8 protein-coding genes are annotated in these 11,731 nt (G+C 69.4%); 2 read left to right on the forward strand and 6 right to left on the reverse strand.

The features are described from left to right. Nucleotides 1-53: 53 nt before the first annotated feature. From WS51_RS05995 to WS51_RS06010, 4 genes are all read right to left on the reverse strand, one after another. A complete protein-coding gene (locus tag WS51_RS05995; RefSeq protein ID WP_059507535.1) occupies nucleotides 54-1,331 on the reverse strand; it encodes a virulence factor family protein in 1,278 nt (425 codons plus the stop codon). Further along, entirely contained in the window at nucleotides 1,328-3,922 is a 2,595-nt protein-coding gene (mprF, locus tag WS51_RS06000) for a bifunctional lysylphosphatidylglycerol flippase/synthetase MprF (protein WP_059507536.1), read from the reverse strand. Before mprF ends, WS51_RS05995 begins: the two co-directional genes overlap by 4 nt. 391 nt (nucleotides 3,923-4,313) lie before the next feature. Then, a complete protein-coding gene (locus WS51_RS06005; RefSeq protein ID WP_069228779.1) occupies nucleotides 4,314-4,748 on the reverse strand; it encodes a hypothetical protein in 435 nt (144 codons plus the stop codon). 72 nt (nucleotides 4,749-4,820) lie between these two features. Continuing rightward, nucleotides 4,821-5,729 carry a LysR family transcriptional regulator gene (locus WS51_RS06010; RefSeq protein ID WP_081333548.1) on the reverse strand — a complete coding sequence of 303 codons (909 nt, stop codon included), beginning with the start codon at nucleotides 5,727-5,729 and terminating at the stop codon, nucleotides 4,821-4,823. Between the two features lie 97 nt (nucleotides 5,730-5,826). Here WS51_RS06010 and WS51_RS06015 point away from each other — a divergent pair, with 97 nt between their 5' ends. Together WS51_RS06015 and WS51_RS06020 are read left to right on the forward strand one after the other, a co-directional pair. Next, nucleotides 5,827-6,264, forward strand: a complete 438-nt coding sequence (locus WS51_RS06015) for a GlcG/HbpS family heme-binding protein (RefSeq protein ID WP_069228781.1) — start codon at nucleotides 5,827-5,829, stop codon at nucleotides 6,262-6,264. Nucleotides 6,265-6,268: 4 nt separating this feature from the next. Beyond that, nucleotides 6,269-7,045, forward strand: coding sequence for an SDR family oxidoreductase (locus WS51_RS06020; RefSeq protein WP_059545528.1), 777 nt, complete (start codon nucleotides 6,269-6,271; stop codon nucleotides 7,043-7,045). A 114-nt stretch (nucleotides 7,046-7,159) separates the two neighbouring features. Here WS51_RS06020 and WS51_RS06025 read toward each other — a convergent pair whose 3' ends face one another. Beyond that, entirely contained in the window at nucleotides 7,160-11,347 is a 4,188-nt protein-coding gene (locus tag WS51_RS06025; RefSeq protein WP_069228782.1) for a bifunctional nitrate reductase/sulfite reductase flavoprotein subunit alpha, read from the reverse strand. 16 nt (nucleotides 11,348-11,363) lie between these two features. Next, nucleotides 11,364-11,711 carry a nitrite reductase small subunit NirD gene (gene nirD, locus WS51_RS06030; protein WP_059451217.1) on the reverse strand — a complete coding sequence of 116 codons (348 nt, stop codon included), beginning with the start codon at nucleotides 11,709-11,711 and terminating at the stop codon, nucleotides 11,364-11,366. Nucleotides 11,712-11,731: the final 20 nt, after the last annotated feature.

Below are 11,731 nucleotides of genomic sequence, written 5' to 3' on the forward strand. Positions count from 1 at the left end.
CGCCCGTCCGATGAACCACGAAGCCGCGCCCGCCGCGAAGCGGGCGCCGGCGTTCAGCGCGCCGCCACCGGCTTGCCGAACGCGCCGAGGATCTTCTTCTCGAGCGCGATGTAGTCGTGGCCGAAGTGGTGGTCGCCGCCCGTCTTGATCACATCGGCACCGGTGTTCGCGAGTGCCGGACACATCGTGTCCTTCTCTTCGGCGCCGTAGAAGCACTGCACGAGCTGCGGCGGCACCTTCGCGATTTCCGGCGCGACCTTCATCGCCTTGTCGCTCGCCGGCATGCCGAGCCAGCCCGTCACGCGGATCTGGAAGTCCGCCGCCGGCGCGAAGCCGAGCAGCGACATCACCGCGACCTTGTCGCGCAGGTCGGCCGGCAGCCGGTTGTACGCGAACGGCATCACGTCCGCGCCGAACGAGTAGCCGACCAGTGCCACGCGGCTCGCATGCCAGCGCGCCATGTACGTGCGCATCACGCGCGCCAGATCGCGGCTCACCTGTGCGGGCGGCTTCTCGCTCCAGAAGTAGCGCAGGCTGTCGATGCCGACCACGGACACGCCGTCGCGCTGCAGCGCCTCGGCAATCGTCTTGTCGAGATCGCGCCAGCCGCCGTCGCCCGAGATCACGATCGCGAGGCGGTCGCTGCCGCCCTTGGCCGGCAGCTCGACGAGCGGCAGGTCCGACACGTCGAGCTCGTCGCTGCTGCTGGTGTCGTGCAGGTGCGACGTGACGAGCGACACGAGCTTCGCGGTATCGCCGGCCGCGGCCGTTTCGACGAAGCCCGGCATCGCGCGGCGCACGATCGTCGGATCGGGCGGGCACGGCTTGAAGCGCGCATCGAGCTTCGCCGCCGGCGCGACCGACACGACGCCGGCGATCGTGTTCTCCGGCGCCATCGACAGGATCTGCTTCGCGATCGCGCCGCCCTGGCCCACGCCCGCGACGATCGGCGTGTAATAGCGCGCCGATTGCGCGAGGCGTTCGAGCTGGTGGCTGACCGCCTCGGCGTCGCCGTCGAGGTGGTGACAGGTTTCCTGCTTCGCGGCGAGGTTCGCCGCGTAGCGTTCCGAATCCACGCCGACCGTCATCGCGCCCGCTTTCGCGAGTGCGTCCGCCGCCTGCTGGTCGGCGGCGCCCCAGCCTCGCTCGCGCGAGAACAGCACGACGAAACCGCGCAGCGGGCCGCTCGGCTTCGTCACGGTCACGGGGCCGTAGCGGCCGCCCGACACGGTTTCCGTTTGCGCTGCCGGCTGCGCGGCAAACGCGGCGCCGGCCAGCATCATTCCCGCGCAGGCGATTGCCGCCTGCGCGATACCCTTTCTCAACATCATGAACGCCGACCTCCAGCCAGCAGGGACAGATCCGCGAGCGTGACGAACACGCCGACCGAGCCCGAGGCCGCGAGATAACGCGGCTCCCAGTGCGGCTCGAACTTGCTCTTGAATGCACGCAAGCCGCGGAAGTTGTAGAAGCGGCCGCCGAAGCGCCAGACCATCAGCCCGAACCGGTGCCACGGCGACGGCATCTTCGCCGCCCCCATCCCCGAGAACGGCGCGATACCCAGGCTCAGCTTGCGGAACCCCGCTTCCTTCAGATGCAGCGCGAGCTGCGTAAACAGATACTCCATCGCGTACGGCGACGCGTCCGGCAGATGGCGCATCACGCCGACCGTCGCCTCGGTGTTGAGGTCGGTCGTCATGAACGTGACGAACGCGATCGGCTTGTCGGCCTGGCGCACGAGCATCACCGACTGCGTCGCGAGATAACCTTCGTGGAACGCGGCCACCGAGAAGCTCTTCTCGCGCGCGTCGCGGCTGTCGAGCCAGCCGTCGGAGATGTCGCGCAGCGCCGGCAGCGCGGCCGGCACGTCGCACGGCGCGATCACCTCGACCGACAGCGCATCCTTGTCGCCGCGGCGCAGCGCATAGCGCAGGTGCGACCGGTTCGAACCCTTCAGGTCGAACCGGTCGAGCGCGATGTGCGCTTCCTCGCCGAGCTTCATCAGCGTGAGCCCCGCGTCGAGATACAACGGCAGCGCGTTCGCGCGCACCTGGTAGAACGCCGCGCGCCCGCTGTGCGCGTGCGCGAGCGCGATGAACTTGCTGATCAGCGCCGGCCATTCCTCGCGCGGCCCGACGGGGTCGTGCAGCGCGGCCCACGTGCGGCCGTTCTTCGCGTACATCAGGAACGCGCGGCGCGATTCGGAAAACAGGAACGACTTGTCGCCCATCAGCGCGAGGCCCGCATCGCTGCATTCCTGCGCGCGAATGATCTGCTCCGCGTCGAGCAGGTCCTGCTCGGCGGGCTTCACGAAACGCCCGGGCGCCGGCCGCAGCAGCTGCCACAGCGCGAACATCGCGACGAACACGCCGGCCGCGAGCGTCGCGCGCAGCGCGCGCGGCGCGCGTGCGTCGAACGAGAAATGCGACCACAGATCGCGCGTATAAGGCACGTCGCGGAACGCGAAACACAGCACCCACACGGCGAGGATCAGCACCATCGTCACCGACACGAACCAGCTCACCGTGAAGCGCTCGGCGAGCAGCGACGAATGCCGGTTGAAGCGGCGGCGGCTGACGAGCAGCAGCACCAGCAGCGTGCCGAGCACGCCGGCCTCGACGAACGCGAGCCCCTTCGCCAGCGACAGCGCAAGGCTCGCGAGCGTCAGCGCGAAGGTCATCCACCATGCGCCGTCGAGCCGGCGCAGCAGCCCGCGCGCGACGAACAGCAACGCGACGCCCAGCACGCTGCAGATCACCTGCGAGCCTTCGAGCACCCACAGCGGCACGATGTTGCGCAGGATCGCGATCCGGTGCCAGAACGCGGGCGTCGCGCTCGAGATCACCAGCATCCCGCCGACCGCGAACGTCACGAGGCTCAGGAACAGCGGCGCCAGGTGCGACACCCGCGCGGCCTGCCGCGACACGAGCCGGCGGCGCAGCGCGCGGCCTTCGAACCCGGCCAGCAGGCCGGCCGACAGCACGAGCGGCACGCCGAAGTAGATCGCGCGATAGGCGATCAGCGCGGCGACCATCGCGTGCGCGGGCACTTCGCGGCCCAGCGTGAATACCATCGCGGCCTCGAACACGCCGATCCCGCCCGGCGTATGGCCGATCATCCCGAGCAGCAGCGCGGCCGCATACACGGTGATGAAGGTCGGGAAACCGACCGGCGCGGCCGGCAGCAGCACCCACAGCGTCAGGCCGGCGGCCACGACGTCGAGCACCGCGTAGACGACCTGCGCGACCAGGTCGCGGCGCGCCGGCACGTCGAACGCGAGCCATTTGAAGCGTGTGACGACCGGGCGCGCGGCGTTGCCGCACATCATCGTCAGCGCGGCCAGCACGACGAGCAGCGCGGCGCCGCTCCACGTGAGCACGCCCGGCGCGACATGCAGCATCGCGGCGAGCGTCTGCGGCACGCAGACCATGCCGACCGCCGTCATCAACACCAGCGCGAGCGCGAGCGTGCCGCTCGTGAATACCGTCATGCGGCCGATCTGCGCGGGCGTGACGCCCGATGCGCCGTACACGCGCGCGCGCACGGCGCCGCCCGTCAGCGCGCCGAAGCCGGTCGCATTGCCGAGCGCGGAGCCGGCGATCGCGCCGATCCACAACGCGACGCGCGGCACCTTCGCGGCGACGTAGCGCAGGCCGACCGCGTCGCGCGCGACGAGCGCGAGATAGCTCAGGGCGGTCGCGGCCAGCGACGCGCCCCATTCCTTGACGGACATGTGACGCAACTGGCGGATCACCGACCGGTAGTCGACGGATTCCGACAGGTGCTGGAAAACCACGATCAGCAGCAGGCCGATGCCGAGCGCAAGCAGCGGCGACAGCACGCGCTCGTTGCGGATCAGCGCCCGGACGCGGGCGATCACCGCCGCGGCGCGGCCGGGCGAACCAGAGTTGCGGGAAGACATAGGTTGTTCAGTGGTGGTGCATAGCGAGTCACGGCGCGGGTTGGCCCGGCGGCGACATATCGGGTTGTTCTGCGTGGGCGGTCCGCCGGAGATGGACGCAGGCGGCGCCTGGATCAGAACTTACGAGTATACGGAATTTATATTACAGAATCTTTCAACTTCGGATTGTGCGGTTTTGTGGCACGCGGCTCGCGCCTACGTCGCATCAGATCGTGCGTCCGACGAACGCAAGGTGCGCATCATACCGGGAACCGGCCGCGATTTTTCATCGGATGAATGACTTGTGATGCATTTGGGAGAAATTCTCCGGCCCGGCTGGGCGAGCGAGGGCAAAACCGCGACCGTGCGCGGGTTTCAGGGAACGCGGGTGGACGGTCGCGCCGCCCGTTCGTCACTTCGCGCGCTCGTGCGACGCGAGCCCGATCGCCTTGTAGTCGTAAGTCGGATAGAACTCGGTCCGGTACGCGCCCCACGCGGTGTCCTCCAGCACGCGATTGACCTCCCGCACCCGCGACGCCGGCAAGCGCAGCACGACGATCTGACCGATTCCCATTGCCACCGTCCAGCTCACCACTTCAACGCCCGGCGGCGGAAACGCCTTGTAGAACCCCTGTCTCTCGAGCTGCGCGTTCAGTTCGGCGAGCGGGCGCGACTGGTCGTGCTTCAGGAAGACGGTCAGCAGCATCGCGTTGTCGGGCGTCGCGGCGGCCGTGCCGGCCGGCACCGTCGACGTCTGCGCGACGGCCGGCGCGCCGCAGAGTGCGGCAGCGGCCAGCGATGCGACGATCGCAAGGGTTCGAAGCGGGTAATTCCGGTGTGCCGTCATGACGCGACTCCGTGGCTGCGTGGATGAAGCCGCCATCATGCGCCGTCCCGCGCATCGCTGCAGCGAGCCCCGCTAGTGGGTGCCGGCCCGCTCGAGCAGCACGTCGATGAACGCGCGCAACTTCGCCGGCACGTGCTTGCGATTCACGTAATAGAGCCACATCGGCGGCAGCGTCCGGCACGCACCGGGCAACACCTCGACGAGCGAGCCGTCGCGCAAGTCCGCGTCGATGCGCTCGCGCATGAACGCGAACGCGATGCCGACGCCCTCGCGCGCGGCATCGATCACCGCATCCGCATCGTTCGTGACGAGCACGCCTTCCGGATCGAGATCGACGTCGCGGCGCCCGTCGTGCAGCAGCCACTTGTGCAGGCGCCCGCTCTCCGAAAACCGGAAACGGATGCACGCGTGCCGCTCCAGCTCGGCGATCGACGCGGGCGTGCCGTGCCGCACGAGGTAACCGGGCGATGCAACCAGCGCGCAGGTGAGCGCGGGCGCGATGCGCACGCCGATCATGCCCGGCTGCAGCCGGTCGGCGAGACGAATCCCCGCGTCGAAACCGTCCTTCGCGATATCGATCAGCTCGTTCTCGTAGCGGATCTCGAGCCGCACCTTCGGATAGCGCGCCCGGAACGCGGCAAGCACCGGTGCAATCACGAGGGTGCGTGCCAGCGGCAGCGCGGTGATGCGCAACAGCCCGCCCGGCTCGCTGCGCACCTCCTTCAGCGCGTCGCGCGCGTGCATGACCTGCCGGTACGCGGGCTCCGTCTGCTGCAGGTAATGCCGGCCGGCTTCCGTCAGGCTCACGCCGCGCGTGCTGCGATTGAACAGTTTCACGTTCAGCTCGCCCTCGAGCTGCCCGATCGCCAGACTGACGGCGGCGGGTGTCAGGCCGAGCGCGGCGGCCGCGCGCGTGAAGTTGCCGGCCGTCGCGACGGTCATGAACACGTGCAGCCCGGCCATCGGATCGCGTCTGCTCATCATTAAAAAAACTTGAAACTCCTTCGAGCGGAATACGGATTCTCCCATATACCGGAACCGCCTACACTGGCCCGGCCGTCCCTCACTGGAGCATCGAATGGATCCGCACTGCCCCGCACTGCCGCTCGCGGCCGCCCGCCGGACGATCGAAACCGCGCTCGCGCAGGCCGCGTCGCTGCAGGTCGCCGGCGTATCGATCGCGATCGTCGACGCCGGCGCGAACCTGCTTGCGTTCGTCCGCACCGACGACAGCTTTCTCGGCGCGATCGACCTCGCGCAGCGCAAGGCGCTGACGGCGATCCGCTTCCGCGCATCGACCGCCGCGCTCGGCGCGATGTCCGGCGACGGTCCGCTGCGCGGGATCGAACACAGCCACGGCGGGCTCGTCACGTTCGGCGGCGGCGAGCCATTGGTCGACGCCAGCGGTCGCTGCGTCGGCGCGATCGGCGTATCGGGCGGCAGCGTCGAGCAGGACGACGCGATCGCCCGGCATTGCCGCGATCGCTTTCACGCAACCTTTCCCACCTCGAGGTAAGCACATGGCACAGAAACGCATTCTCATCACCGGCGCGGGCACCGGCTTCGGCCGCGAAGTCGCGCTGCGGCTCGCGCAACACGGTCACGCGGTCACGGCCGGTGTCCGCACGACCGCTGAGATCGACGCGCTCACGGACGCCGCCGCGCAGCGCGGCGCGTCGTTGCGCGCGATGAAGCTCGACGTCACGTCGGCCTACGATCGCGCCCGTGCGGCCGAATTCGACGTCGACGTGCTCGTGAACAACGCGGGCGTCGGCGAAGCCGGCGCGCTGGTCGACCTGCCGGTCGAGATCGTGCGCGAGCTCTTCGACGTCAACGTGTTCGGGCCGCTCGAACTCACGCAGCAGATCGCGCGCGGCATGCTCGCGCGCGGGCACGGCAAGATCGTGTTCGTGTCGTCGATCGCGGGGCTGATCACGGGGCCGTTCACGGGCGCCTACTGCGCGTCGAAGCATGCGGTCGAATCGGTCGCCGAGGCAATGCACGCGGAACTGGCGCCGTACGGCATCCGCGTCGCGGTCGTGAATCCGGGGCCGTACAGCACCGGCTTCAACGACCGGATGATGGAAACGCCGCGACGCTGGCGCGATCCGGCCGTCCACACCGTGACGCCGGAGCGGCTGACCTTCCCGCTCGAGCAGCACGATCCGGACGAAATGATCGCGAAGATGGTCGACGTGATCGAGCGCGACGGCGGCGCGTTCCGCAACCTGCTGCCGCAGTCGTCGGAAGCGCTCGTGCGCGCCGAGCAGGCGCGCGCATGGGAGCGGCAACAGTAATGCGGGCCGGCGCGACAGGCCGGTTACGCGCCATCCGCCATCGCCGGTCATGCCGACAGAAGCCCGGTCCGCCGACGGTTGCGGCGCGGCGGCGTCGACTCACGCCGCCCGCGCTCAATACACGTCCCGCATGTAGCGCCGCGCCTTCGCGAGCCGCGCGACGTAGTCGGTCGCGGCCTCCTCCGACATCCCGCCATGCTCTGCGACGATCGCCTTGAGCGCGGTATCGACGTCCTTGGCCATCCGCGACGCGTCGCCGCACACGTAGAAGTGCGCGCCCTCCTCCAGCCACTTGTACAGCTCGGCGCCCTGTTCGCGCATCCGGTCCTGCACGTAAATCTTGTCGGCCTGGTCGCGCGAAAACGCGAGATCGAGCCGCGTCAGGAAGCCGCTGTCGCGCATCGCGCTCAGTTCGTCGCCGTAGTAGAAGTCGGTCCGTGCATGCTGCTCGCCGAAGAACAGCCAGTTGCGTCCCCGCGCACCGCGCGCCTGCCGCTCGTGCAGGAAACCGCGGAACGGCGCAACGCCGGTGCCGGGCCCGACCATCACGACCGGCACGTCGCCGTTCACCGGCGGCCGGAAATGCGCGGACTTCTGCACGAACACCGGCACGCGGCCGTCGTCCGCGCGGTCCGCGAGGAACGTCGACGCAACGCCTTTGCGCGCGCGCCGGCCGTTGTGATAACGCACGGCCGACACGGTCAGGTGAATCTCGCCCGGGTGCGCGCTCGGGCTCGATGCGATCGAATACAGGCGCGGCTGCAGCCGCTTCAGCATCCCGACCAGCTCCATGCCCGACAGCTCGACCGGAAACTCGTGCAGCACGTCCGCAAGTTGTTGCCCCCACAACCATTGCTTCAGGTCGGTCTTGCGATCGTCGCCGAGCAGCGCCTTGAGCGCGCCGTTTGCGCTGCGCGACGCGATGAATGACAGCGTGTCGGGATGCGGGCGCGTGATGTCGAAGTGGCGCGCAAGCGCATCGCCGAGACGCATGTCGCCGACGCCTGCGACGGACACGGGCGCATCGGCCTTCAATGCGGTGACCGACAGCAGCTCGTCGACCAGCTCCGGGCAGTTGGTCGGCCACACGCCGAGCGCGTCGCCGGTTTCGTATTCGAGGTTCGCGCCTTCGGTCGACAGCGACACGTAGCGCGTGTCCTTCGCGGCACCGGGCCGGTTGAGCCGCAGGTTCGCGACGAGCTTCGACGGTGCCGGGTGCGCCTTGGTCGGCAGCAATCCCGACCCGCTCATTCCGGTGGCAGGCACCGCGTGCAGCGCGGCATCCGCTTCCTTGATCCGGGCGACCACGCGTTCGAGCCACTGGTCCGCATCGCGCTGGAATTCGACGTCGCAGTCGACTCGCGCGCACAGCCGCACCGCGCCGAGCTCCGCGAGCCGGGCATCGAGCCGGCGGCCGTGTCCGCAGAACTGGTCGTAGTTGCGATCGCCGAACGCGAGCACCGCGAAGTGCACGCCGTCGAGGCGCGCGGCACTGCCGGCCTGCAGCGCTTCCCAGAACTCGCTGCCGTTGTCGGGCGCGTCGCCGTCGCCGAACGTGCTCGTCATCAGCAGCACGTATTGCGCGCCGGCCAGCGACGCGACCGGATAGTCGGACATGCACGCGGTGCGGATCTCGAAGCCGGCGTTCATCAGCTGCGTCGCGTAGTCCTCGGTCAGCGATTCGATGTTGCCCGTCTGCGACGCCCACAGCAGCACGACCTTCGGGCGCGTTCGCACGATCCGCACGCCGCCGGGTGCGACGGCTTCGGCCGGCAGCGCGGGCACGGCGCCTTCCGATGCATGAACGAGCGCCGAGCGGCTGAACAGGCCCGCGAGCATCCCGTCGAGCCAGAGCCGCACCGGCTGCGCGAGCGGCGCACCGGCCGGCAGCACCGGCACGCCGCCTTCGCGCCGGCCGGCGCTCGCCTTCAGCCCGCTGACGAGGCCGGCCACGTACAGGCGCTCGGCCTCGGAGAGCGGCGGCGGCGCGAGGTCGGCCACGCCGAGCGCGGCCGCGAAAGTGTCGAGGTCTGCCATGTCGAATTCCTGTGAAGCCGCGATCTGCGCCGGCGCGGGCTCGGGCCGCGCGTCGGCGGCGCTGGCGTCGGTCCGCGCCGTGTCGTCATCGGCGGACGCGAACGCGCCCGTGTCGACGCGCGTCAGCGCGACCGCGCAATACTTCAGTTCGGGTTGCTGCGATTCGGGATCGATCGCGTCGTTCGTCACCGCGTTGATGCACAGATCGTCGCCGTACACGTCGTTCCAGTGCATCGGCGCGAAGCAGTTGCCGCGCCGCACGCGCTCGGTGACGACGGCCGGCAGCACCGCCCGACCGCGCGCCGAGCGAATCTCGACGCTGTCCTTCGTCGCGATGCCGAGTGCGCTCGCATCGTCCGGATGCAGCTCGACGAACGGGCGCGGATTGAGCTTGTTGAGCATCGCGACCTTGCCCGTCTTCGTCATCGTGTGCCATTGATGCTGCAGCCGGCCGGTGTTCAGCACGATCGGGAACGTGTCGTCGGGCAGCTCGGCCGGCGCGACGTGCGCGCGCGCGAGGAAGCGCGCCTTGCCCGACGCCGTCGGAAACGCGATGCGCGGTGCGTCGCGGCTGTCGGCCGCCGCGCGCGGCGTCTGGCTCACGCCGTCGTTCAGATAGCGGATCGGGTGCCGCTCGCGCGCGGTGCCCGGTGCGACCGGCCATTGCACGGGGCCGTCGCGCAGCGCGGCATGGCTCGCGCCGCGCAGGTCATAGCCGGTCGCCGGATTCGAAAAGCGCACGATCTCGTCGAACACGTCGGCCGCCGACGCGTAGTCGAACGCATCGCCGAAGCCCATCGCGCGCGCGACTTCCGCGACGATGCGCCAGTCCGGCAGCGCGTCGCCGGGCGGCGCGATCGCCGCGCGCATCAGCGTCATGTTGCGCTCGGAGTTGACCATCACACCGTCGCCCTCGGCCCACAGCGCGCCGGGCAACAGGATGTCGGCGTAGCGGTTGGTCTCGGTGTCGAGGAACGCGTCCTGCGCGATCACGAGCTCCGCGGCCTGCAGCCCCGCGATCACCTTCTGCCGGTTCGGCACGGTCGCGACCGGATTCGTGCAGACGATCCAGCACGCCTTGATGTCGCCGGCCGCCATCCGTTCGAACAGATCGACCGTGCCGCCGCCTGTGTCCTTGCGCAGCGTGCCGGCCGGCACGCGCCACAGGTGCTCGACGAAGCGCCGGTCGTCGTCGGACAGCACCGAGCGCTGGCCCGGCAGGCCGGGGCCCATGTAGCCCATCTCGCGCCCGCCCATCGCGTTCGGCTGGCCGGTCAGCGAAAACGGCCCGCTGCCCGGGCGGCAGATCGCGCCCGTCGCCAGATGCAGGTTGCAGATCGCGTTGGTGTTCCACACGCCGTGCGTACTCTGGTTGAGGCCCATGGTCCAGCAGCTCATCCATTCCTGCGCGTCGCCGATCCATTGCGCGGCCGTGCGGATGTCGGCTTCCGCGAGGCCGGTGATCGCCGCGACGCGCTCGGGCGTGTAGTCCGCGAGGAACGCGGGCATCTCGTCCCATCCTTCGGTATACGCATCGATGAACGCGGCATCGGTGCGGCCGTTCGCGTGCAGCAGATGCAGCAAGCCGTTGGTCAGCGCGAGATCGGTGCCCGGCCGGATCTGGAGGAACAGGTCGGCCTTGTCGGCGGTGCCGGTGCGGCGCGGATCGACGACGATCAGCTTGGCGCCGGCCTTCACGCGATCCATCATGCGCAGGAACAGGATCGGGTGGCAGTCGGCCATGTTCGCGCCGATCACGAAGAACAGGTTCGCGCGATCGAAGTCCTGGTACGACCCGGGCGGACCGTCCGCGCCGAGCGACTGCTTGTAGCCGGTGCTCGCGCTCGCCATGCACAGGCGCGAGTTCGACTCGATGTTGTTGGTGCCGACGAAGCCCTTCGCGAGCTTGTTCACGAGGTATTGCGCCTCGATCGACATCTGCCCCGACACGTAGAACGACAACGCATCGGGCCCGTGCGCATCGAGCACCGCGCGCAGGCGCCGCGCGGTCTCGGCGATCGCGTCGCGGGCCGGCAGCGGCACGAGGTCGTCCTCGCGCGCGCGCCGCACGAACGCGCGATCGAGACGCCCGGAACGGCGCAACGCGACGTGCGCCGACGAGCCTTTCGTGCACAGCCGTCCGAAGTTGGTCGGATGATCGGCGTCGCCGGACACCTTGACGACTTCGTCATCCTCGACGTGCAGCACCATTCCGCAGCCCACGCCGCAGTACGGGCATACGCTCTTGACGGCGGTGGCGCTCATGCGTGCTCCCGGGCGCTCAGGCGGCGATCCACACGTAACCGTCCTCGACCCGCGACGGATACGCGCTCACCGATTTCTCGGGCGATTCGAGGCATTCGCCGGTGCGCAAATCGAAATGCTGCTTGTACAGCGGCGACGCGACGACCACGCGCTCGCCGAGGCTGCCGATCAACCCGCGCGACATCACGGCCGCCTGCGACACCGGATCGACGTTGCCGATCGCGAACACGCCGCCTTCTTCGGGATGCGCGACATGGAACACCGCCACCTGCTCGCCGTTGACGAGCGCGCACACGCCGGTGTTGGGCACGATGTCGTCGAGCGGGCACACACGGGTCCAGGACAGCGGAAGACGATCGTTCATGATGGGCTCCTTCGAAAAGA

This window comes from Burkholderia territorii, from assembly GCF_001718335.1.
GTDB lineage: Bacteria > Pseudomonadota > Gammaproteobacteria > Burkholderiales > Burkholderiaceae > Burkholderia > Burkholderia territorii.